The following is a 22,465-nucleotide window of genomic DNA, read 5'->3' on the forward strand; positions in this document are numbered from 1 at the left end:
CATGCTACCTGCCCAGTTGGCGCAGCAACCATTCCGTGTCGCGTCCCAGGTGCTGGAAGTACGGCCCGAAGTGGTTTGTCCCCGTGCGGCCCAGCATCCGCGGCAAGCGCCGGGTTTCCAAGTCCCGGCCCCACGCTTCCGCAAGCTTTTCGACGGTCGCGTGAGGCACCAGATCGTCGTAACGCGATGCCCAGAGCCGTGTTGGAATGCGCAGCGGGCGGCGCGCGCCGAGGGTGTTGGCGGCGAGGAACTCGGAGGTCCTGGGCAAGTCATCCAGCAGCTGCGCCATGCTCACGCCGGACGTGGTCCAGCGGCGGGTCTTCTCCCACGGGCGCACGATTACGGCGCCGGCGGCGCAGACGCGGGCGTCGAAAAGCACGGCCTCGAGGCCTTCGGGGCTCAAGTGCGGGGCGATCTCCTCCGCGATTGCGGTGTCGGAGGCCATCATCCCGGCGACGGCGTAGAGGATCACGATGGACGCCATCGCGCCATCGACGTGATCAAGCATGGCGGTGAGATCCGCCGGAGGGGCGCCGACCACGGCGGCCAGAGGCTGCAGCTCCGGGGCGTACTCGGGCTGCTCCAGCCAGGCACCGACGGCCCCGCCGCCCTGGGAAAACCCCCACAGCCCGAGATTCTCCGCGCCCACGCCGAGGGATGCGGCGGCGCGCACCGCGTCCGCCAGCGCGCGGGCGGAGGACACGTGGTCGCAATACAGCTGCACGTTGTCCTCGGGGTCGCGCGGGTAATCCGTCAGCACCACGTTCGCACCGTGGGCGACGAGCAGGTTGATCGCCGGCTGCTCGTAGGCCGCGATCGCGTCAAGTGGGTTGCGGCGCACCTGCGCGCCGACGGTGCAGGAGTAGGAGGGATCGCAGTGCCGCGCCACACCCTGCGTGGACGGCGCGAACGCGATCGTGGGCTGCGGGCCCTTGCCGCGCCACGGCGTGCGGGAGCGGAACACGGCGCCGGTAGCTGTCAGGATCCGGCTCTTGCGGTCGGACGTGGCGTAATCGATCCGCCAGGACTCGGCGGGATTCGCCCGCCCGCTTAAACCAACCGGGCGAATCTCCGCGGCGGCCAGCAGCGTTCCCGGGCGCACCCCCGTCAACCACGTCGCGGCACCGAAATCGGGCCAGCCCCGCAGCGGCTCGCGCAACCTCGCTCCACATACCGCCCGCCTACCTCGGCATGTGCCGCCAGATCGGGCGCGGCACCAGGCGCATCACGAACGCGAGCGCGGCGAGGCGGCGGGGAATCCACACCGTTGCACTTTTGCCTCGCGCGGCGGCCGCGACCACGGCATCCGCCACCACGTCCGGGGTCACGGACATGGGTGCGGGTTTCATGCCGGCGGTCATGGATCCGATGACAAACCCGGGCCGCGCCGTGATCAGGTTCAGACCCGTGCCGTGCAGCCGGTCGGCGAGGCCCTGGCAAAATGCGTCGAGCCCCGCCTTGGTGGATCCGTAGACGTAATTCGCGCGGCGCGCCCGCCAACCCGCGATGGAGCTGAACGCGTAGATCTCTCCTCGCTCCATCTCATCCGCCAGCACTGTGAGCATGCTGATCTGCGCGAGATAGTCCACGGTGCCGATGCGCACGGCCTCGCCCTCGTCGTGCTCCGCCTGCTCCTGGTCGCCCAAGATGCCGAAGGCGACAACCGCGGTGGTCACCTCGCCGTCTTCCGCGGCGCGCTGCACTAGCTGGCGGTGGGACTCGAGGTCCGCGGCGTCGAAGTGCATCGTCGTCACCCGTGCAGCCCCGGCTTCCCGCAGGCGCTGCGCAACGCGTTCCCCTCGGCCGCCGTCCTCCGGATCGCGCAGCGCGGCCACCACGTGGCGCCCGGCGCAGATGCGCTGGACAATCTCGCCGCCGATGTCGCTGGTGGCGCCGAGAAGCAGGATTGCGCCGTGAGAAGCTGATGTCATCGCAGGTCCCTCGGCTGGGAGTTGAGGGCCACCGCACCGTCGGCGGTGAGGACCACGATGTCCTCGATGCGCATGCCGAAGCGGCCCGGGATGTAGATGCCGGGTTCGATGGAAAACGCCATGCCCTCGCGCAGCACCACCTCGCTACCGCCGATGATGAACGGCGCTTCGTGCACCGCCAGCCCAATACCGTGGCCCAGGCGGTGCGTGAAGTACTCGCCGTAGCCGGCCTCGGCGATGATGTCGCGCGCAACCGCGTCGAGCTCGCCTGCGGTCATGCCGGGGCGCGCCGCTTCTACCGCCGCCAGCTGGGCGCGGTGCAGGACCTCATACGCGGCGAGAGCCTCGGGATCAGCCGCGCCTGGATCCCCGCCCACAACGTAGGTGCGGGTGCAGTCGGAGTTGTAGCCGGAATCCAGCGGGCCGCCGATGTCCACCACCACGATGTCGCCCGTTTCCAGCACGCGATCCGAATAGTCGTGGTGCGGGTTGGCGCCGTTCGGGCCGGAACCGACGATGATGAAGTCCGCGCGCTGGTGCTCGGCGTGAATCAGCTCGGCGAGGTCCGCCGCGACCTCCCTCTCGGTGCGCCCGGGCGCAAGGAGCTCCGGCACCCGGGCATGCACGCGGTCAATGGCTGCGCCCGCCTTGGTCAGCTCCGCGATCTCCGCCGGGTCCTTGGCGCTGAAGCATGCGCCGATCTCGGGGTCGATGAGTCGGGTTGCTAACCCCGCAGCACCGAGACGGTCCTGCAGCGCGAAGGTGTGGTCCGCCGTCAAGCCCGGGGCAATATCCACCGCGGCCATGCCTCCGGCAGCGCTGGCCCCCTCGACGGAGGGCGCGGTGCCGCCGTCGGCAGCACCGGCCAGGAACTCCGTGACCAGCGCGTACGGGTCCTGCCCGTCGCGCCACCCTACGAGCTCCACGCCGTCCAGGGCTCCCTCGGCCCGCAGTGTGTCCACGTCCGTCATCGGGGCCACGGCAAGCACGCCGCCGCCAGGCGCGAATACCAGGGCCGTTAGGCGCTCGTGCGAACGCATCGCGGAGCCGGTGAGGTACGCGAATTCCGGCCCGGTGCCCACTACCAGTCCAGCGCTATGAGCTGGGGCGAGGGCTGCGGACACGGCATCGCGGCGGGCGGTGTAGGCGGCATCATCGAAAAACGGCATGGGCCCATCGTAGAGCCACCCCTGGTGGCGGCTGCTGGCTAGACTCGCCTGCGTGCCAGTTTCTCTCGCCCACCTTGCGCGCATCGCCGGCGCGGCGGGCTACTGCAGCGGCACACTCGTCGGCCCGGCCACGGTGTTGACGTGCGGGCACTTCTTCGCCCCGGATCTCGAACTTGAGCGCGTCACCTGCACTGTTGCGGGCACGCGCCGCCGCATCGAGCACCTGGAGCGCTTCCCGGGCACAGACATCGCGCTGGCCACGCTCACCAAAGCCATCGACGTTGTCGACGCCTTCCCAACCTTCGGCCCGTGCCCGCTCCCCTTCGCGCGCACGGTCACGCTCGGATTCGGCGGGCAATCTCAGCAGGTCGCGGCACGCCCAGGCCGCTTGCTCACGGCCCTGCCACTCGCGGTCTCCCGCAGCCGCAGCACCATCGCACGCCCCGCCGCGCTCATCCTCAACTCCCCGCGCGCCGTCAAGGGGGATTCGGGAGGGCCCGTGCTTTACGACGGCCACATTTTCGCAACCCAGTCCCTCATCCTCGATCCGTGTGAGAAGAACCTCGGGGTGGCCACGGTGTCGGTGCTACCGAAAGCGATCGTCGAAAAGCTCGAAGCCCTCCGTTAGCTGCCGATGGCGACCACGCCGCGGCGGATGGCGTCGATGGCGCGGTTGGCGTTGTGGCGGATGTCGTCCGAGTACCCGGTCTTGGCAATCTGCTCCAGCAGGTCGATCACCTGGCGGCACCAGCGCACGAAGTCGCCCGCGGTGAGCTCGGCGCCCGATTCCGCGGCCGCGGCAAGCGCGTAGCCTAGCGGCGCGCCGGCCGTCCACTGGTGGATGGAGAGGCTAAAGCCGGCATCCGGGATGCGCGTCACCGGGAGCTGGTGGCGCTTTTCGTCAGAAACCAGCTCGCCGTAGATGCGCATCGTCTCATGCATCGCGTCCGCCATGCGCTCCGTCGCGGCCTCCGGCGAACCGCCGGTGGCCTTGCGGTTTTCAAAGATCACCATTGATGCAACGCCAGCGAGCTCAGCGGGGTCCAGCTCGTCCCAGATCCCGCGCTTCAGGCACTGCGCCACCAGCAGGTCCGAGACGTTGTGGATGCGGGCGAGGCGCTCGCCCTCTTCGGTGACCTGCGGCTCACCGTCCACAATCTCCACGTAATCCATCTCGGTGAGCAGGCCAATGATGCGCTCGAAGGTGCGGCCCAGCGTATCCGTGGAGGCATCCACGCGCCGGGAGAGCTTGTTCAGCTTCCGCTCCTCGCGCACCAGCTCTTCGCCCACGCGTGCCAGCATTTCCCGATCGGCCGCGGGCCAGTGGTGGACCGGGTGGTTACGGATTGCCTCGCGCAGCGCCAGCACCTGCTTGTTGGGGCGGGTGCGGGCCTCGCCCCGCATCTTCTTCGGCGCGTTGAAGTTGCCGCGGCGCAGCATCTCCACCACTTTGCGGGTGTGCTTGCGCGGCTGTTCCTGCATGTGGCGCGGCACCTTGATGCGGCCCACCACCAGGGGCGGGTTGCGGAAGGTGGAGGTGTCGATGCGACCGGACCACCCGCGTTCCGTGGTCACCCACGGCCTCGGATCATCCTTGCGGGAGGCGGCCTGCACCACCGCGGCGAGTTCCGGCATCTTTTTGCCGGGGATGGCGATGACCTCGCCCACCGTCAGGCGGGCCAGGATGGTGCGGGTTTCCACCTGCCTGTCCTCCACGGAGTGGCGGCGGGCCTCCTTCTCCGCATCGGAGAGGTCGCGCCGCAGCTCCAAGTACTCCACCAAGTCTCCCGCCGGGTCATCCGACGGCGGGGCGAAGGAGGCGATGTCGCGCTCGAGCTGTTCGTGCAGTTTGTTCACCTTGGACTGCAGGCGCTCGATGTCGCGCACCTCCCCCACCACGGAGCGGTCCGTCTGGAACTGGGCGAAGGACTGCTCGATGAGGCGGATCGAAGCATCGTAGCCGTTCATGCCCAGCATGTTGATAGCCATGTTGTAGCCCGGGGTGAACGGGGACACCAGCGGGTACGTGCGGGTGGAGGCGAGGCCGGCCACTTCCCGCGGATCCATCGCGGGCGCCCACTGCACCACTGCGTTGCCGATGTGGTCGATGCCGCGGCGGCCAGCGCGGCCCGTGAGCTGCGTGTACTGGCCGGGCGTGAGGTCCACGTGCGCTTCGCCGTTGAACTTGATCAGCTTCTCCAGCACCACGGTGCGCGCCGGCATGTTGATGCCCAGCGCAAGCGTCTCGGTGGCAAAGACCACCTTGACCAGGTTGCGGACGAAGAGTTGCTCCACAATGTGCTTGAACGCGGGCAGCATGCCGGCGTGATGGGCGGCAAAACCGCGGATCCACGCGGTGCGAAGTTGGCGGTAGTTGAGCACCTGCAGGTCTTCCTCCGGGATGTCCTGCACGCCGTCGTCGATAATCGCCCGGATCTCGTCCTGCTCCTCCGGCGTGGTCAGCTCCTTGCGGGAGCGGAGGCATTGGAACAGCGCCCCGTCGCCCCCGGCGCGGGAGAAGATGAAGATGATGGCGGGCAGCATGTCGCGCCCCTGCAGGGCGGCCACCACTTCCGGGCGGCCAACCGGGCGGATTTTGTCCTGGGCGCGCTCGTGCCCGCTGCGCCGACCGGCCGCGCGTGAGCGGAAGCCGCGCCCCTCCTCGAAGTCGCGGCGGCCCTCGTCCGCACTGCCCGCTTCGATGCGGGCGATCGTGTGCTCGAGGTCCCGGTTCACCCTGCCGTCCGTGCCCGGCTCAAACAGCGGGAAGATCTTGCGGCCCACCATCATGTACTGGCTCAGCGGCACCGGGCGGTGGTCGGACACCACCACGGCGGTATCACCCCGCACGGTGCCCAGCCACTCGCCGAACTCCTCCGAGTTGGACACCGTGGCGGAAAGGCCGATGAGGTTCACCGAGTCATCCAGTCCAGGTTGAGGATGATCTCCTCCCACACCGCGCCGCGGTCCAGGTCGGCGAGGTAGTGGATCTCATCCATCACCACATGGGACAGGCGCTCCAGCTGCGGGGACTCGGCGTAAATCATGTTGCGCAGCACCTCGGTAGTCATCACCACCACCTCGGCGCTGCCGTTGATGCTGACGTCCCCAGTCAAAAGCCCCACGGCATCCTCGCCGTGCTGCGCCACCAGGTCGTGATACTTCTGGTTGCTCAGCGCCTTAATCGGCGTGGTGTAGAAGCACTTGGTGCCGCGGGAGAGCGCCAGCGCCACCGCGAATTCGCCGACCACGGTCTTGCCGGAGCCGGTCGGGGCGCACACCAGCACCCCGCGGTCTGCTTCCACGGCGCGGCATGCTTCGATCTGGAACGCATCCAGGGCGAAGCTTTTCGACGCCGCATATTCAGCCAAAAAGGATTCAGGGACTGTGTTCGCGGCATCGGGAGTTGTCATGCGCCCCAGGGTACCTAGAGAACGTCGTCGAACATGCCTCCGCTGCCGTAGCTCGAACCCTGCGGCGGCTCAGCGGGGCGCGCAGGCGGATTCGCTTTCCTGCTAGTGCTGCCCGAGGTGCTCGGGGTTTGGGTGCGGCGAGGGCTGGGGTAGCTGCGCACAGGTGCGGCCGGCGCGATGGGCTCAGGCTTAGCGACGTTCGATGCCCGCCCCCGCGCGGAACCGGATGCGTGCACGGGGGCTGCGGCACCCACCGGTTGTGCGCGGCCGATCGGGCTCGAAGCCTCATCATCCTCGAGATCCAACCAGTCGGGGCGCTCGCGATCGTGGCGCTTGTCGTTGAAGCGGATGAATTGGAAAGACAGTTCCACCAGCAGGCACATCGAGGTGCCGAGGGCGAGCATGGAGAACGGATCTTGGCCAGGTGTCATGAACGCGGCGAAGATGAAGAGGCCCACGATGATGCCGCGGCGCTTATCTTTCACATGCTCATAACGCAGCACCCCGACCAGGTTCAGCATGACCACGATCAGCGGCAGCTCAAAACTCACGCCGAACACAAGCGTCAGGCCCAAGAGGAAGTCGTAGTACTTCTGGCCCGTCAGGCCACCTACCTGCACCTCGCCGCCCATGGTCATGAGCACGTACAGCCCCTTGTCCAAGACAAAGTACGCCAGCAGCGCGCCGGCGACGAAAAGCAGTACCGCCAAGCTTACAAAGGTGAACGTGTAGCGCTTCTCGTTCTTGTGCAGGCCAGGGGTGATAAAGGCCCATGTTTGGTACAGCCACACCGGCGAGGCCAATACCAGACCGGCCAAGGCACCCACCTTCAGGCGGAGCATGAACATCTCAAACGGCCCGGTAGCCAGCAGGCGGCAGGACCCGTCGTGGGTGAAGTCCGCCCGCAGGTGCTCGGGCAGGTTGCAGTAGGGCCCGCGGATAATCTCGCCCAACGGCGTGATGCCGGGCGGGGTGTTCTGATACCAGATGAAACCGATCACGGTTCCCACGGCAACGGCGGCGAGCGAAATGATGATCCTGCGGCGGAGCTCCTGCAGGTGCTCCACCAGCGTCATCTCCCCTTGCGGGTTATGCCTGCGGCTCTGCCTCTGCCGCTTCGCCTGCTTTACCTGCCGCGAAGAGGCCCGCGCCGCGGGGTCGCGTGTGCTGGCCACGGTCTATCGGCGCGGCTGGTTCTCGGGGCGATCCCAGAAATCGTCCGGCTGCGCAGCGCTGCGCGTCTCCTGGTTCGCCGGGTTCACAGGGTAGCCCGGGTTCGCAACATCGTTCGGGTTGTTCGGCTGGGCCGGGTACTGCGACGGCTGGGCGGCAATCTGCTGCTGACCCGGCTGCGTAACGGGGTCCTCCATGTCCTCGCGGCGCATCTCCTTTACCTCGGACTTGAAGATGCGTGCGGAGCGGCCCATGGAACGCGCAAGGTCCGGCAGCTTGTTCGCGCCGAACAGCAGCAGCACGATGGCGAGGATGATGAGAATTTCGGGGAGGCCGACACTCGGCATGACTGTCCTTTCCAACGGTTTGCGCGGGCCCGTAACGGGTGCGAAAAGGTCCGCTTCACGGGATCATAGCAACGCTGCAAGCGCCGAAGCCGAACGGCGCTGCACTTCCGCGGCCAGATCCGCCGGCGCTTCCAGTACCACGCGGTCCGCCTGGCCGAGACAGAAGCGAATAAGCCAGTCCCCACTGCCGTAACGCAAGCGGGCTCGCACCCACTCCACGCCCGCGCTTTCCAAGGCAGCGATGTCGCTGCCGTCCAGCTCAAGATCCCAGTAATCCGCCAGCCACGTAGCCGTGCGGTGGATGCGCAGCTCCGCCACCGCGGTCTCGCTGAAGTCGAATGGGTTTTGCGGATCGAAGGCGCTGCTCGAGGCGGCGGCGCTGTCAATTGGAGCGTCGAGAAGCAAAGCCCCCCGGATGCGGTCGAAGCGGAAGTGCTTCACCGTGTCGCCGTCCAGCGCGCGCAGGTACGTCTGACCGTTGTTGTGGAAGGTGTCCATGGGAGACACCGTGCGGGTCGTGGTGGCATCCGAGGTGACGGAGTAGTACGTGAGCTCGAGCTGGCGGCCTTCCGCAAGCGCCTGCGCGATGACGTCGGTGAACGCCGCGGTGCCGTCCGGATCCGCGTAACGGGCATCGCCCACCGCGCCTTCCAGCGTCACCTCACGAATCTTTTCCGCGGCCGAGGTCACCGCGCTGCGATCCACCAGCCCCGGCATCGTCTCCAAGGACTCCAGGAGCAGCAGCAGCGCGTTCGCCTCTGTGGGGGTCATGCGCAGAGGCTTGTCCAGCCCCTTGGAATCGATGATCTTGACACTCATCCAGTCGTGCTCCAGGTCGATCATCTCGCCTGCGTGCTTGCCCAGGCCGGAGAGGTGGAGCAGGTCAAGATCATCCCTCACCTGGACCGGGTCCAAGCCGAGATCCCGCGCCATCTCCATCACCGTGGAGCCGGGGTGTTTGCCCACGTAGGCCAGCAGGTTCAAAATGCGCACAGTGCGCTGTTGGAGCTGAAGCTTGTCACTCATTCCGCCGCTCCTTTCTGGCCGGCAGCGGCGTGAAGCAGCGCAGCCACATCGCGGCGCACGTCCTCGGGTTCTACCGCCACCACGCTGCCCGCCAAACTGGCAATAGTTCGCACCAGCCAATCCCGCTCCACGCCGCGCAAGCGGATCACGTTGCCGTCCCGCTCGCCGCGCACCGCCAGCGCGTCCCCGGCCCCGGCTGCAACCGTCACCTCCGCGTCAGCCACAGGTCCCCGCAGCAGCTTTTCGACGACCGTTTGCAGATCCCCCTGCGCCGAGTGGAAATCGCCCACTTCGCGGTACCGGACGTTGGAGATCTTGTGGATGCGGAAGACCCGCTCTGCCCCGCGGTCCACGTCCCAGCCCACCAGGTACGCCCGGTTGTTCAGAGGCACAATCCCCCACGGGTCTACGGTGCGCTGTTGGGTGGGCGCGCCGGCGGCTGGCGTAAATGTGAATGTCAGTCGCGCGGGTTTGCGCACCGCGAAAAGGAGGCGGCGCAAGGTCTCCGGATCAAGGCGGGTGATGTCGTTGGAAACGGAGGAGATTGCCGGGCTGTCAAAGGTGCGGGTGGCTCCCGATGCCGCGAGTTTGGTCCAGCCGGAGCGCGCGAACGCGCCGAGGTTCGCGCCTTCGGCGAGGTCAGCCGCCAAGCCGATGGCGGTGGCCTCTGCCTCGGTGAGTTCGACGGGAGCGAGCTCGTAGCGCTCCTTGTTCAGGGTCAGCTCACCGTTGGTGATGTGCACTGGGATCCACATCCTGCGCAGGTCTTTGATATCAGTGCGGATCTGCTTGTCCAGCGCTTCGTAGCTGCGGCCCTCGTAACCGTCCACATTGTCGCCGACCCATGCGATGCTGCGGGGCTTGTCGGACCCGAGCAGCGCAAAGGTGAGGTTCACCAGCCGGCGGACGGCATCCGATTCAGCCACAGCCTGCTACCCTTCTGCGCCTTCCGCGTGGGCGCGGACATAGTCGATTAAGTCATCCACCCGCTGGTCCTCCGTGACAAACGGGTCCAGCAGGTCCACGGTCTGCGGCTCGGGGCGGTTGACCTTGAGGTGCACCCAGTCGACGTTATAGTCCGTGCCCGCCTCCTGCACGGCATCGAGGAAACGGCCGCGCAAAGCGGCGCGGGTGGTCTGCGGCGGCGTGGTCGCGGCGGCGGCAATGTCCTCGTCCGTGATCCAGCGCTTGGCAAGGCCCTTGCGCTCCAGCAGGTAGAACAGGCCGCGCTGGCGATTGATGTCGTGGTACGTCAGGTCAATCTGCTTGAGCTTCGGGTGGCCCCACTCCACGCCAAGGCGGTCCTTGAACTGGGTGAGCAGCTTGCGCTTGATCACCCAGTCAATCTCCGTGTCCACGCCGGAGAAGTCCTGGCTGGCAATCGCGTCGAGCGTGCGCTGCCAGAGGTCCACAATGCGGCCCATCTCCTCGTTCGGCGTGCCCTCGTCCGGGCGGACCTCCAGCCAGCGCTTCGCAGCATCCAGCGTGGCCTGCTGGATCTCCAGGGCGGTGACCGTACGGCCGTCCTTCAGCAGCATCTCGGTCGAACCCGTCGGATCCGAGGCGATCGGGCGGATGTGGGCGATGGGGTTGTCCAACTCAACGTCGTCAAGCTCGAAGCCCGCCTCCAGCATCTCGATGACCAGGAGCGTCGAGCCCACCTTGAGGGCGAATGTTGGCTCAGACATGTTGGAATCGCCCACGATTACGTGCATGCGGCGGAAGCGGCGGGAGTCGCCGTGCGGCTCATCGCGCGTGTTGATGATCGGGCGCGTGCGCGTGGTCGCCGAAGAAACGCCTTCCCACACCTGGTCGGCGCGCTGGGAGATGACGAACTCGCCTTTCTTGATCATGCCGGCGCCGCAGATGAGCTGGCGGGTGACCAGGAACGGCAGCAGCTGCTTGCCAAAGGATTTAAGCACCAGCTCGCGGCTGATCAGGTAATTCTCGTGTGTGCCGTAGGAGTTGCCCATGGAGTCCACGTTGTTCTTGAACAAGAACACGTCCGCCGCGATGCGGTCCGCGGCTAGCGCCTCCACTGCCTGCTCTGCGAGCTGGCTGTAGAGGTACTCGCCTGACTTGTCGTAGGCCAGGAGTTGTGAAACCGAGTCGCACTCCGCGGTGGCGAACTCCGGGTGGGAGCCCACGTCCAGGTACAGGCGCGAGGCGTTCTGGGTGAAGATGTTGGAGCTGCGGTGCTTGGACACCACCGGGCGGAAGAGGTAGCGCGCCACCTCCTCCGGGGTGAGCACCGTCTTGCCGTCCCGGTACGCGGTGACGCCGAACTCCGTCTCCACACCCATAATGCGGCGGGGGTATGCCTGCATGGGCGTTACTGCCCGCCCTTCTGCACGAAGGAGCGCACGAATTCTTCGGCGTTGGTGTCTAGCAGCGCGTCAATCTCATCGAGCAGGTCATCCGTACCTGCGGTGTTGATCTGCGCCTGGCCGGCTTCGAAGGCCTCGTCCTGCTCGTCCGAGCCGCCGCCGGTGCCGTGAATCTGCTGCTGGTTTGCCATGGTCCTACCCTATCTCTTGCAACAGTTCACGGACGGTATCAGCGCGGTCAAGCGCCTCGCCGACCTCCGCCTTGGTGAAGCCGTCGATGAAATCCATGGAGACCCGGCGCGGGGCACCCTCGACGGAGAAGATAATGGACTGCCAGCTGGAGGCGATCACGTCCTCGCCGAACTTCTCGGACACCTTGCCGCGGAAGTATGCGCGGGTATCCTCCGGAGGGTTGGTCACCGCGCGGCGAATGTCTTCCTCGCTGACCAGGGTCTTCATCCTGCCCTTGCGCACCAGCGCGTGGTAGAGGGACTTCGCGGGGTCGATATCCGCGTACTGGATGTCGATCAGCTTCAGCTTCGGGTCTGCAATGTCCACGCCGCGGTCCAGGTAGGTGCGGATGAGCGCCCACTTCGCCGTCCAGTCCAAGCGGTCCGCGGTGGAGAGCGGGTCTCGCTCGAGATCGTCCAGGATCTCGCCCCAGAGCTGGAGCACATGCGTATCTGCGTCATCTTTTCCGTCCAGTTCCGCGCAGCGGGCGCGGTACTCGCGGAGGATGTTGATGGCGGTGATCCTGCGGCCGTCGGCAAGCAAGAGCTCGTGCTTCAGGGTGGGGTCGTGCGAGACGCGCTTGATCTCCGCGACGGGATCCTGCAGGGTGAGGTCGGTGAAGTCCACGTCGGATTCGATGGCGTCGAGCACCAGCTTGGTCATGCCCAGCTTGAGGTAGTTGGAGTACTGGCTCATGTTCGCGTCGCCCACGATGACGTGGAGGCGGCGGAAGCGGTCTGCCAGCGCGTGCGGCTCATCGCGGGTGTTCACGATGCCGCGGTTGAGCGTGGTCTCAAGGGAGATTTCCTGCTCGAAGTAGTCCGCGCGCTGGGAGATCTGGAAGCCATCTTGATCGCTGGCCTGGCCGATGCCGACGCGGCCGGCGCCGATGATCACCTGGCGGGTGACAAAGAACGGGATGAGCGCTTGGGTCAGGCGGGCGAAATCGGTGTCGCGGCTGTACAGGTAGTTCTCGTGGCTGCCGTAGGACTGGCCCTTGCCGTCCACGTTGTTCTTGTAGAACTTCACCGGCGGGCAGGGCTCGTGGCGGTGGAGCACGCTCACCTGCTCGTCCCACAGCTGCTGGATGTTCGCGGCGGCGGTGTTCAGGTAGTAATCCCCCGCCGCGTCATACACCATCGCGTCCCAGGCGTTCGTGGTCTCCGGGGCCGAGTATTCCGGGTGGCCGTGGTCCACATAGAAGCGCGCGCCGTTGACGGTGACCACGTTAGCCACGCCCATCGCGTTCGGGTCCACCACCGGCACGGTGCGGTAGCGCTGGAGGTCGAAGCCGCGCGTGTCCTTCAACGGGGCTTCTTCCTCATAGTCCCAGCGGGAGCGTGCCGCGGTGTTCATCGCCGCGTACGCCACCACCGCGTGCGTGGAGGTGAGCAGCGGGCTCAGCTCCGGCTCGCTGGGTGTGGTGATGCCGTACTCGGTTTCCGTGCCCATGAAGCGTTGCATGGGCTCAGAGTCTAGCTACCAGCCGCGCTCGGCGAGGCGGTGCGGCGCGGGCAGGTCGGTGACGTTGATACCCACCATCGCCTCGCCCAGGCCGCGGGACGCCTCGGTGACCGCGGCGATGTCCTGCCAGTTCTTGGTGGCCTTCACCACTGCCTTTGCACGTGCCTCCGGGTTGCCGGACTTGAAGATGCCGGAGCCCACGAACACGCCGTCCGCGCCCAGGTGCATCATGAACGCGGCATCGGCCGGGGTGGACACGCCGCCGGCGACAAGGAGCGGGACCGGCAGCTTGCCGTGCTCCGCCACGTACGCCACCAGCTCGTACGGTGCCTGCATCTCCTTGGCGGCGACGTAGAGCTCGTCGCGGTTGCTGTTCCAGATGGCCTGCAGGCCAGCGATCTCGCCCTTGATCTTGCGGATGTGCTTGGTGGCCTCGGAGACGTCGCCGGTGCCGGCCTCGCCCTTGGAGCGGATCATGGCCGCACCCTCGTTGATGCGGCGCAGGGCCTCGCCCAGGTTGGTCGCGCCGCAGACGAACGGGACGCTGAAGTCGCGCTTGTCAATGTGGTTGACGTAGTCCGCGGGGCTCAAGACCTCGGACTCGTCGATGTAGTGCACGCCAAGGTGCTCCAGGATCTTGGCCTCGTAGAGGTGGCCGATGCGCGCCTTCGCCATCACCGGGATGCTCACTGTGTTCAGGATGCCTTCGATCAGGTCCGGGTCGCTCATACGCGCCACGCCGCCCTGGGCGCGGATGTCCGCCGGCACGCGCTCCAGCGCCATGACAGCGCTGGCGCCCGCGTCCTCGGCAATCTTCGCCTGCTCCGGGGTGACCACGTCCATGATCACGCCGCCGATGAACTGGGAATTAATCTCGGTGAAATCAGCCATACCGACCAGTCTGCGCGATTGACTGGTAGATTCCTAGAGCCAGTTGTCAATTCATTCTCTGGACCAGTTGGGGCTTATGCTTTTCGACGTTTCTTCCACCAACCCCCAGCCACTTCCCGCCCAAATTGCCGCGGCGGTGCGAACAGCTGTGGCTACCGGGGCCCTGAAGCCGGGCGACGAGGTGCCCTCCACTCGCGCGGCGGCGCAGCAGGCCGGCGTCTCGCGAGGCACGGTGGTGACGGCGTATGACCAGCTGATCAGCGAGGGCTACCTCCTTGCCTCGCAGGGCGCGCCGACGCGCGTGCATCCGGAGCTGCGGGTTTCTTCGCCAAGTGCGCCTGGTTCAGGTGGCGGTTGGGTTGAAGGGAACGTCGATAAGCAAAAGCCCCTGTTGTCACTGCGGCCGACCGGGAGTGGCGTGGGTGCGATCAGCCCCGCGGCGTGGCGGAGGGCGTGGCGGGAAGCTTCGGCGGCGCCGGCTGCGCCCGGGCAGCGGTTCGATCCGGCGGGTGAGCCAGAACTGCGCGAGGCGATTGCGGAGCATTTGCGGCTGGCACGCGGCGTGAACGTGGACCCCGCGCACGTGGTGGTGACGGGCGGCTCCCGCGAGGGGTTGCTGCTGATCCTGATGAGCCTTGGGCAGGGGTTGCGCGTGGGTGTGGAGGACCCTGGCCACCCCGGACTGAGGCGGGTAATTCCGCTGGCTGGACACGAGGTTGTGGGGTGCCGGACCGATGCTGAGGGCGTGGTTGTTGCGAGTCTGGAGCGGGAGCTGGATGCGCTGCTGGTCACCCCTGCCCACCTCTACCCCATCGGCGGATCGATGCCGGCGCCGCGGCGTTTGGAGCTCATCGAGTGGGCGGCGGAAAGCGGCACTGTACTTATAGAGGACGATTTCAACGCCGAACTCCGCTACCGCATATCGCCCCAGCCGCCCCTCGCGTCGCTGGGCGGGGGCGCCGAGGTGGTGACGCTGGGGACGTTCTCCACGCTGCTGTCCAAGGAGCTGGCCGCAGGGTATGTGGTGGCGGCTGAGGGGAGCATCGATGCGTTACGCAAGGTACGGAAGGTGCTGGGGATGCCCGTGAGTACTGTGACGCAACGCGCGATCGCCCAGCTCCTGCGCAGCGGTGCCGTGCGGCGCACCACGCGCGCAATGCACGCCCGGATTGCACGCCGTAGGCGGGTGCTGGAGGCGGAGGTGGTTCCCGCATTGTCCCGGGTCCCCGGGGTTGAGGTGCGGCTTTCCGCACCGAGCGGGGTGGAGCTGCAATTGCTTTTCGACGCTCCCCTTATGCGCAAAACCTTCGAATCCGCGCTGCAGTCCGCTGGGCTGGAGTTCGGGCGCGTGGAGTCGCTGTGGTCCGGCGGGGATGGGTTGGTGCTGGCGTTTGGGCACCTCACCGACGCTGAGTTTGAGCAGGTTGTCCGGGTGTTGAGGGGGGTTTGTGAGGTGCTTTGAGGTGGCGGTGTTGAGGCGGATTTGTGGGGTGCTTTGAGGCGGCGGTATTGAGGGGGGTTTGTGGGGTGCTTTGAGGCGGCGGGGCGGGCCGAGCTGTTGCTGGTGGGGCTGGTGGTGCGTAGGTCGGTGTTGCTGGCGGGATTGGTGGTGCCGAAGGTGTAGATGTTGCGACGAGATTGTGGTATATGTCACTCGAATCATACTAAAGTTTGAGAAAAGTGCCGTTTTTGGGCTTTGAGGTGGGGCGGGGTTTCTAAGGTGATGAACAAGTTCTAAAAAGAACGCGAATAACATCACCCGGGAAGGAGGGGAACATGCCTACTGAGCTGCGCAAACTAGTCGATACCATTAGCCATTCGCTCTTGCAGATTCGGGACATGTTCGCCGATCCTTCCGAGGTTGCGTTCCGGGATGTTCACGAAGACATGGAGCGGCTAGAGGCTGTGCTGCACGCGAAGGCTCTGGTGGATGCCAGCTTCGCCCACATCGCGGAGCGGGACGGCGCCGGCAGCCTCGTCGGCGCCAAGTACGCGAACGCTTACCTGAAGGAGCGTATGGGCCTGAGCGCAAAGGAGGCTTTTGACCGCCTCGCCCGCGGCCGTGACTTGTTCGCTGAGCCCGAGGTGCCAGAGCCTGATCTGACCGACCCACCCGCTCCAGATGGTGAGGACTCCGCGGAGGACCTCTTCAGCGCTGCCGGGGACACCGAGACTGAGGCGGAACGTCTCGCCCGTGAGGCTGAGGAGCGCCGTCAGCGGGAGGAGGAACGCGAGCGGCAGAAGGCGAAGGCGCGCGAGGATCAGCGGAAGGCCCGCGAGCAGGCCGATAAGGTGAGTGCTGCCAAGCAGGACGCTATCCGCCAGGAGCTTGACAAGCTTCTCGACGCAGCCAAGGGTGCCCGCCCACGTTTGTTGGCGGCCGCCCTCGCCGAGGCAGAACAGCGCGATGTGAGGGACCTGCGCGCCACAGTTCGCCGCTGGGTGGATGCGGAGAATCGGAAGTATCGCCAGCCGGAGAACCCGAATGCGGGCATGGAGAAGCGCTTCGCTCGAATTGGCTCTGTGGGCGCGGACGGGATGGTGGATATCCACATTAAAGCCACCCGAGGCGACGCAGCCTTGGCGAAGGCGCTTCTAGACAAGGGCTTGGTGGCGAACTCCAACTTGCCTGAGGGCGTAGAGGACTACCGTTCACCCCAGCAGCGGATGTACGACCAGTTCGTGAACATCCTTAAGTCGTTCGACGACGAGGAGAAGCGTCAGAACGCTGGGTGTGCGTCGTTGGTCATCTCGGTAACCCCGGACGACATTGCGGACGCTGACGCCACCACCCTGTTCTCCACCAACTCGGGTATTGATGTGGATGCGTTCGACATCGTCCGCCTCGGCACCGATGGGGCCGCCGAGTTCGTGCTCACCATTGACGGCGCAACCTACCTGCCGCTCAACCTCTACCGCAACCGTCGTACGGCATCGCTGGGCCAGCGTATCGCGATGCTCGCAGTCCAGGGCGTATGCGCTTGGGCCGGGTGCTCCGCCCCGATGACAGAGTGCGAGGCCCACCACATCCTCGCGTGGATTCAGGGCGGCAATACGGACATTGCGAACTTCACCGGGCTCTGCAGAGAGCATCACAGACGGAACAATGACCACCGCGACAACATGTTTAACAGCTGTCACATGGAGTACGACCAAGAAGCCGGCAGAGCCGGGCTCCGCAGACCCGGCAAGGATTTAGAGTTCAACGAATCGGACGGCGCGAGGAACTCGGCCGTTTCCAAACTCCGGCAACGTGGGGCGAAGCGTGCCGCCATGTCGCCCGATGGCCCTCCACCTAGAAACGGCCCGCCCGCAAGTCCCCCGGCTGCGGGTACACCGGCTGTGGGTACACCGACAGCTTCCCCACCGTCACCGGCTACCCCGTCAAAATGCACGCCCCGATATTGGGCTCCCGAGCCATTCCCCTTTGGTCCCGACGGCCCGCCCTTCTAGGTCAGGGGGGCTGGGCAGTGATCCCTGCCTATTTAAACTGTGCCTGTTCCGGCGAGGCTTCTCTGCTACGTGGCAGCTGGGACCTCAGCCGGGTCAACAGACTTGCCTGCTCGGGCTGCATGTGGCCCAAGGTCCTTCTCGGTGGGGTGGGTGCGCACCAGCCATGCGTACACCGCGCCGGTGATGTTGTGCAGCACGGCGGCCACGGCGCCGGGGAGGGCGGCCTCCGGGGAGAAGAACTTGCCCGCCATGCCGCTGGAGAGGCCGGCGGACTGGGTGCTCACCTCGATGGCGACGGTGCGGCGGTAGCTTTCCGGCTGGCCAGTGAACTTCGCTGCATAGTATCCCAGCAGGTAGCCCAGCACGTTGTGGGCGAGCACCGCGAGGAAGACGATGAGGCCGACCTCGATGAGCGCCTCGCGGTTCTTGGCAACAGTTGGGAAGACAACGCCGCCGATACCGATGATGGAGATCCACGGCAGCACCGGCGCGATCTTTTCCATCCAAGCGTCGAGGAAGTAGCGAAGCACGAGGCCGCCGATGACTGGGATCAGGATGGTTTGTGCGAGCGACTTCGCCATGCCCGCCGCGTTCACCTCGACGTTGGCGCCCGCGAGGAGCAGCATCAAGATCGGAGTCATGATCGGTGCGATCAGAGTGGACACCGAGGTCATGGCCACGGACAGTGCCACGTCGCCCTTGGACAGGTACGCGATCACGTTGGAGGAGGTGCCTCCCGGCACAGAGCCGAGCATGAGCAGGCCGACGGCCAGCGCCGGGTTGAGGCCGAAGATCTTGGCCACCAGCACGGCGCCGAGCGGCATGATCACAAACTGGGCCACCACGCCAATCAAGATGGGGACCGGGCGGCGCGCAACCTCCTTGAAGTCCGGGATGGTGAGGGTGAGGCCCATGCCGAACATGATGATCATCAGGAAGTAGGTGATGTACTGCGTCAGCGGTAGGAACGGCGCCGGGAAGAAGAACGCCAGCGCCGCGCCGGCCAGGATGAACGCTGGGAAGGCGGCTACCGCAATCGCTGCGGAGCGGTCTTTTTGCGCCGTGAACTCCGGCTCAAACCCGGGCTCCACAGGCGTGGACCCATTGAGCGGTGAATGTGCGGCGGCCATCATGCCCTCCTGTTCATAGTGTGAAACTCAATCCCACTCTCCGGGATCAATGATGTTCGGCAGTGTAGTACACATCACAAGTGTGCACGCAAAGAACCCCCGGTTACATGAGAAACCGGGGGTGAGTACGGCAGCTGCGTCCTACTCGGCAGCGAGCACCTCAGCAGCCACAACCCGCTTGCCCTGGCGGCCGGTGATGCGGGCCCACTCGTCGGGATTCGCCGTGTTCGGCATGTCCTCGCTCTCGTCCTGCTCCTCGCGTACAGCTTGGCGCAGGTGGTCCGCCGTGATGCCGGTAGGGCTCGCATCGCTGCCGGCAGCACCCTCCGCAACCGCAACCTCCCCAGCCACGCCCCCACCAGCCACGCCCCCACCAGCCACGCCCCCACCAGCCACGCCCCCACCAGCAATGTGGTCCTTGATCGCCAGCTTCTTGGCGCGGTCCACCACGTTGGCGATCATCGCGCCAGAGACGAAGTCGGAATAGTGGAGGGTCTCCTCGGTACCGTCGATAAGCGAAAGCTTCACAAAGGGGCGCGGGGCGAAGAGCGCGTCGACGGCGGCCTCAATCAGCTCCGGTGCCGGCGCCGCGAGCGGGATGTCCGGGGTGATGTAGCGGGTGAAGATGTCCGCCGCTTCCTCGCGGTTCGGGCGCGAGACGCGAATCTTCACGTCGAGGCGCCCGGGGCGGAGGATGGCGGGGTCGATCAGCTCCTCGCGGTTGGTCGCACCGATGACGATCACGTTGGCGAGCCCCTCCACGCCGTCGATCTCGGTCAGCAGCTGCGGAACCACCGTCGTCTCCATGTCGGAGGACACGCCGGAGCCGCGGGTGCGGAAGATGGATTCCATCTCGTCGAAGAAGATGATCACGGGGCGCCCCTCGGAGGCGAGCTCGCGTGCGCGCTCGAAGATGAGGCGGATGCGGCGCTCGGTCTCGCCCACGAACTTGTTCAGCAGCTCCGGACCCTTGACGTTGATGAAGTGGGCCTGACCCCCATCGCCGATGCGCTGCGAAAGCGAGTTCGCCACCGCCTTCGCGATCAGGGTCTTGCCGCAGCCGGGCGGGCCGTACAGCAGCAGGCCCTTCGGCGGCGCGAGCTTGTAGGAGCGGTAGAGCTCCGGGTAGGCGAACGGCAGCTCCACAGAATCCCGGATCGTCTCAATCTGAGAGGAAAGGCCGCCGATGTCCGCGTAGGTCACGTCCGGCACCTCCTCCAGGGAAAGCTGGTTGACCTCGGTCTTTGCAATCCGCTCGAAGGCGTAGCCGGATTTCAGGTCCACCAGCACCGTGTCGCCCGCACGGGCAGCCTGCTGCAGCGGTTCAGCGAGGTGGACCAGGTGCTCCGTGCCCTGCTGGTCCGACACCACGGCGCGGTCCCCGCCGATCTTCTCCACCAGGGTGGTCAGTTGGCCGGAATCCTCGTACCCGCACGCCTCCACAACCACAGTGCCGTCGCCGAGCCGGACCAGAGTGCCGGGCTTGAGCGACTCCGGCGGCACCGTCGGCGCGACCTTCACCCGCATCTGGCGGCCCGAGGTGTGCACCTCCGCCTCCATCGGGTTCGACGCCGGGGCGAGGTAGATGCCGTACGTCGAGGCCGGCTCCCCCAGCGCCTCTACCTGCGCGTACAGGCTGTTGAGCTTATCCCGGCTCGACTTGAGCAGCTCCGCAAGCTTCTTGTTGCGCGCCCCCATCGCCTGGTTCTCGCGCTTGAGCTCGCGCAGCTCGGGGCCGAAAGCGTCGTCTTCGATTCTGTAGCCGGACATAGCTCCAGCCTAGCTTGGGGGCATTTTGCTTTACGACGCTTCCCTGCCCGCGCCTTACTCCGCACCTACCTCTGCGCTTACCTCCGCGCCCGGCGCTGCGGGCGGGGCGGCACGGCGCCGTCGGCAAGCCTGCGTGTCCACACCAGGAATGCGGTGTGGGCGTTCATGCGGTGCTCCGGGCGGGTGGCCAGGCCCTCCACTTTCCACTCACGCAGGAGGGTCTCCCACGCGCGAGGCTCGGTGAAGCACTTCGCCTCACGGATCGCCTCCATGATGTTCATCAGCTGCGGCACGGTGGCGACGTAGGTCATGAACACGCCGCCCGGGATGAGCACGTTCTTCACCGTGTCGATGAACTGCCACGGTTCCACCATGTCCAAGATGACGCGGTCCACTGGGCCGCCGAGCTCCTCGGTGGTTACCTCGCCGAAGTCGCCGAGGCGCGGGGTCCACCAATCCGGCTCCCCGCCGAAGTACTCGGCGACGTTGTCGCGGGCGAAGGCGAGGTGGTCGTCGCGGATCTCGTAGGAGAACACGCGCCCCTCCGGCCCGACCGCGCGCAGCAGCGACATGGTGAGCGCGCCCGAGCCGGCGCCGGCCTCCAGCACCCTGGCACCCATGAAGATGTCGCCCTCAACGAGGATCTGGGCCGCGTCCTTCGGGTAGATCACCGCGGCGCCGCGCGGCATGGAGAGGACGTGGTCCACCAGCAGGTGGCGGAAACAGAGGTAATCGGCGCCGAGGGTGGATTGGACGACGCAGCCTTCGTCGTTGCCGATGATGTCGTCATGCGCAACCATGCCCTTGTGGGAGTGGAAGTGTGCTCCGGGGACGAGCTCGATGGTGAAGTGGCGGCGCTTCGCGTCGGTGAGCTGCACCTTGTCGCCGGGCTGGAACTTGCCTGAGTACACCTATGCCCCCAAGTAGTAGGCGGTCAGGGCATCTTCGAACCAGCGTTGGTCTTGGAGGCCGCACAGCTCGCGGGCGGAGTGCATGGACAAAAGCGGGATGCCCACGTCCACCGTCGGGATGCCAAGCCGGGTCGAGGAGATCGGCCCGATGGTGGAGCCGCACGGCACCGCGTTGTGGCCAACGAAGAACTGCACCGGCGCCCCGGCCGCGCGGGAGGCGCGCTGCCAGATGGCCTGGGTGTCCGCGTCGGTGGCGTAACGCTGGTTTGCGTTGACCTTGAGCACCGGGCCGCGGTTCATCAGCGGGCGGTGGGTCGGGTCGTGCTTGTGCGGGTAGTTCGGGTGGACGGCGTGAGCAGCATCCGCGGAGACCTGGGATGACTGCGCGTAGATGTCCACCGGGTTCCCCACCTGCGCCGCTAGTTTGGCCAGCAGCCGCTCCAAGAGCGGGCCGCCGGCGCCGGTGGTGGTGGCGGAGCCGACCTCCTCGTGGTTGTAGGTGGCCAGCACCAAGATGTCGCCGTCCGTCGGCGCCTCCTCCACCGCACGCAACAGGGCAACCAAGGAGGCGTGCACGCTGGAGAGATTATCCAGCCGGCCGGCGGCCAAGGTGTCGCCCAGCACCGCCGGGGCCTGGGCGTCGGCGCAGATCAGCTCGTGGGAGACGATGCGCCCCTGATCCACCCCGGCAGCCTCGGCGATGATCTCCATCATCGGGCGATCCGCGCCCAGGATCGGCTGCATGTGGGTCTGGCGGTCCATCTCCGGCGGGTCTGAGCGGTAGAGGTGGATAGCCAGGTTGGGAACCCGGGCGATGGGTCCGGTGTTGACGAGGTGGGAGGAGCCGTCGTCAAGCGAGATGCGCCCCGCGAACGTGAGCTCGCGGTCGAACCACGTGCTCAGGATGGCGCCGCCGTAGACCTCGACGGCGAGTTGGCGGAAACCTTCGCGCTCGAAGTCAGGCTGCGGCTTGAGCGCGAGGCCCGGCGAGTCCGTGTGGGAGCCCACGATGCGGAAGCGCGGGCGCGGGTTCTCCGGCACCCACCAGGCGAGCACCGCGCCGCCGACCACCATCACGTGGCCGCCCGGGGTGGTTTCCCAATCCTCGGCGAAGCCGGCGGCGACCAGCGTGTCGCGCACGTTCGCGGCCGCGTGGAAGGAGCTCGGGCTGGCGGCGATGAAGTCCGCCAGTGTGTTCACTTCAGTGGACATAGTCATACAGTCCACCC

General features: G+C 66.5%; 18 protein-coding genes and 1 pseudogene. 3 read left to right on the forward strand and 16 right to left on the reverse strand.

Annotated elements, in window-relative coordinates; translation table 11 throughout:
• Window positions 1-4: 4 nt before the first annotated feature.
• The 3 genes from JZY91_RS05315 to JZY91_RS05325 are packed head-to-tail and all read right to left on the reverse strand — an operon-like array spanning window position 5 to window position 3,100.
• Entirely contained in the window at window positions 5-1,159 is a 1,155-nt protein-coding gene (locus tag JZY91_RS05315; protein WP_234948894.1) for a lipase family protein, read from the reverse strand.
• Window positions 1,160-1,181: 22 nt separating this feature from the next.
• Window positions 1,182-1,931: an SDR family oxidoreductase gene (locus JZY91_RS05320; RefSeq protein WP_234948895.1), complete on the reverse strand. Its 750-nt coding sequence runs from the start codon at window positions 1,929-1,931 to the stop codon at window positions 1,182-1,184.
• Complete coding sequence (locus JZY91_RS05325) at window positions 1,928-3,100, reverse strand: M24 family metallopeptidase (RefSeq protein ID WP_234948896.1); 1,173 nt, start codon at window positions 3,098-3,100, stop codon at window positions 1,928-1,930. Before JZY91_RS05325 ends, JZY91_RS05320 begins: the two co-directional genes overlap by 4 nt.
• Before the next feature lie 52 nt (window positions 3,101-3,152).
• Here JZY91_RS05325 and JZY91_RS05330 point away from each other — a divergent pair, with 52 nt between their 5' ends.
• Entirely contained in the window at window positions 3,153-3,728 is a 576-nt protein-coding gene (locus JZY91_RS05330; protein ID WP_234948897.1) for a trypsin-like peptidase domain-containing protein, read from the forward strand.
• Here the strand turns inward: JZY91_RS05330 and JZY91_RS05335 are convergent.
• The 9 genes and pseudogenes from JZY91_RS05335 to pdxS all read right to left on the reverse strand — a co-directional run bounded on the left by JZY91_RS05335 (window position 3,725) and on the right by pdxS (window position 13,972).
• Window positions 3,725-6,513 (reverse strand): annotated as a pseudogene (locus tag JZY91_RS05335) (DEAD/DEAH box helicase). The gene JZY91_RS05330 and the pseudogene JZY91_RS05335 sit on opposite strands and share 4 nt — an antisense overlap.
• Window positions 6,514-6,527: 14 nt before the next feature.
• Window positions 6,528-7,589, reverse strand: coding sequence for a twin-arginine translocase subunit TatC (gene tatC / locus JZY91_RS05340; RefSeq protein WP_234948898.1), 1,062 nt, complete (start codon window positions 7,587-7,589; stop codon window positions 6,528-6,530).
• 102 nt (window positions 7,590-7,691) lie between these two features.
• Window positions 7,692-8,033: a Sec-independent protein translocase subunit TatA gene (tatA, locus tag JZY91_RS05345; RefSeq protein WP_234948899.1), complete on the reverse strand. Its 342-nt coding sequence runs from the start codon at window positions 8,031-8,033 to the stop codon at window positions 7,692-7,694.
• Between the two features lie 63 nt (window positions 8,034-8,096).
• A complete protein-coding gene (locus JZY91_RS05350) occupies window positions 8,097-9,059 on the reverse strand; it encodes a YafY family protein (RefSeq protein WP_234948900.1) in 963 nt (320 codons plus the stop codon).
• Complete coding sequence (locus JZY91_RS05355; protein WP_234948901.1) at window positions 9,056-9,985, reverse strand: YafY family protein; 930 nt, start codon at window positions 9,983-9,985, stop codon at window positions 9,056-9,058. The genes JZY91_RS05350 and JZY91_RS05355 overlap by 4 nt, the downstream gene beginning before the upstream one ends.
• Before the next feature lie 6 nt (window positions 9,986-9,991).
• Entirely contained in the window at window positions 9,992-11,386 is a 1,395-nt protein-coding gene (gene pafA / locus JZY91_RS05360; RefSeq protein WP_234948902.1) for a Pup--protein ligase, read from the reverse strand.
• 5 nt (window positions 11,387-11,391) lie between these two features.
• Window positions 11,392-11,577, reverse strand: coding sequence for a ubiquitin-like protein Pup (locus JZY91_RS05365; RefSeq protein ID WP_234948903.1), 186 nt, complete (start codon window positions 11,575-11,577; stop codon window positions 11,392-11,394).
• Window positions 11,578-11,581: 4 nt separating this feature from the next.
• Entirely contained in the window at window positions 11,582-13,081 is a 1,500-nt protein-coding gene (gene dop, locus JZY91_RS05370; protein WP_234948904.1) for a depupylase/deamidase Dop, read from the reverse strand.
• 15 nt (window positions 13,082-13,096) lie between these two features.
• Window positions 13,097-13,972, reverse strand: coding sequence for a pyridoxal 5'-phosphate synthase lyase subunit PdxS (pdxS, locus tag JZY91_RS05375; RefSeq protein WP_234948905.1), 876 nt, complete (start codon window positions 13,970-13,972; stop codon window positions 13,097-13,099).
• A gap of 43 nt (window positions 13,973-14,015) precedes the next feature.
• Here pdxS and JZY91_RS05380 point away from each other — a divergent pair, with 43 nt between their 5' ends.
• Together JZY91_RS05380 and JZY91_RS05385 are read left to right on the forward strand one after the other, a co-directional pair.
• Entirely contained in the window at window positions 14,016-15,434 is a 1,419-nt protein-coding gene (locus JZY91_RS05380) for a PLP-dependent aminotransferase family protein (RefSeq protein WP_234948906.1), read from the forward strand.
• 314 nt (window positions 15,435-15,748) lie between these two features.
• On the forward strand, window positions 15,749-17,425 hold the full coding sequence (locus JZY91_RS05385) for an HNH endonuclease signature motif containing protein (protein WP_234948907.1): 1,677 nt from the start codon (window positions 15,749-15,751) through the stop codon (window positions 17,423-17,425).
• A gap of 65 nt (window positions 17,426-17,490) precedes the next feature.
• On the opposite strand, the gene JZY91_RS05390 is transcribed toward JZY91_RS05385, so the two are convergent.
• The 4 genes from JZY91_RS05390 to JZY91_RS05405 all read right to left on the reverse strand — a co-directional run bounded on the left by JZY91_RS05390 (window position 17,491) and on the right by JZY91_RS05405 (window position 22,454).
• Complete coding sequence (locus JZY91_RS05390; protein WP_370639269.1) at window positions 17,491-18,558, reverse strand: bile acid:sodium symporter family protein; 1,068 nt, start codon at window positions 18,556-18,558, stop codon at window positions 17,491-17,493.
• A gap of 138 nt (window positions 18,559-18,696) precedes the next feature.
• Window positions 18,697-20,325: a proteasome ATPase gene (gene arc, locus JZY91_RS05395; RefSeq protein ID WP_234948909.1), complete on the reverse strand. Its 1,629-nt coding sequence runs from the start codon at window positions 20,323-20,325 to the stop codon at window positions 18,697-18,699.
• 77 nt (window positions 20,326-20,402) lie between these two features.
• Window positions 20,403-21,236: a tRNA (adenine-N1)-methyltransferase gene (locus JZY91_RS05400; RefSeq protein WP_234948910.1), complete on the reverse strand. Its 834-nt coding sequence runs from the start codon at window positions 21,234-21,236 to the stop codon at window positions 20,403-20,405.
• Window positions 21,237-22,454 (reverse strand): M18 family aminopeptidase, encoded by a 1,218-nt coding sequence (locus JZY91_RS05405; protein WP_234948911.1) that lies wholly within the window; start codon window positions 22,452-22,454, stop codon window positions 21,237-21,239.
• Window positions 22,455-22,465 lie beyond the last annotated feature (11 nt).

This window comes from Corynebacterium sp. CNCTC7651 (genome assembly GCF_021496665.1).
Lineage (GTDB): Bacteria > Actinomycetota > Actinomycetes > Mycobacteriales > Mycobacteriaceae > Corynebacterium.

Excerpts from the sequence above, each read along its gene's own strand:
- pafA (WP_234948902.1), bottom strand. The coding sequence starts at position 11,386 with ATGCAGGCATACCCCCGCCGCATTATGGGTGTGGAGACGGAGTTCGGC.
- pdxS (WP_234948905.1), bottom strand. The coding sequence starts at position 13,972 with ATGGCTGATTTCACCGAGATTAATTCCCAGTTCATCGGCGGCGTGATC.
- JZY91_RS05405 (WP_234948911.1), bottom strand. The coding sequence starts at position 22,454 with ATGACTATGTCCACTGAAGTGAACACACTGGCGGACTTCATCGCCGCC.
- arc (WP_234948909.1), bottom strand. The coding sequence starts at position 20,325 with ATGTCCGGCTACAGAATCGAAGACGACGCTTTCGGCCCCGAGCTGCGC.
- JZY91_RS05320 (WP_234948895.1), bottom strand. The coding sequence starts at position 1,931 with ATGACATCAGCTTCTCACGGCGCAATCCTGCTTCTCGGCGCCACCAGC.
- dop (WP_234948904.1), bottom strand. The coding sequence starts at position 13,081 with ATGCAACGCTTCATGGGCACGGAAACCGAGTACGGCATCACCACACCC.
- tatA (WP_234948899.1), bottom strand. The coding sequence starts at position 8,033 with ATGCCGAGTGTCGGCCTCCCCGAAATTCTCATCATCCTCGCCATCGTG.
- JZY91_RS05390 (WP_370639269.1), bottom strand. The coding sequence starts at position 18,558 with ATGATGGCCGCCGCACATTCACCGCTCAATGGGTCCACGCCTGTGGAG.
- JZY91_RS05385 (WP_234948907.1), top strand. The coding sequence starts at position 15,749 with ATGCCTACTGAGCTGCGCAAACTAGTCGATACCATTAGCCATTCGCTC.
- JZY91_RS05325 (WP_234948896.1), bottom strand. The coding sequence starts at position 3,100 with ATGCCGTTTTTCGATGATGCCGCCTACACCGCCCGCCGCGATGCCGTG.
- JZY91_RS05350 (WP_234948900.1), bottom strand. The coding sequence starts at position 9,059 with ATGAGTGACAAGCTTCAGCTCCAACAGCGCACTGTGCGCATTTTGAAC.
- JZY91_RS05365 (WP_234948903.1), bottom strand. The coding sequence starts at position 11,577 with ATGGCAAACCAGCAGCAGATTCACGGCACCGGCGGCGGCTCGGACGAG.
- tatC (WP_234948898.1), bottom strand. The coding sequence starts at position 7,589 with ATGACGCTGGTGGAGCACCTGCAGGAGCTCCGCCGCAGGATCATCATT.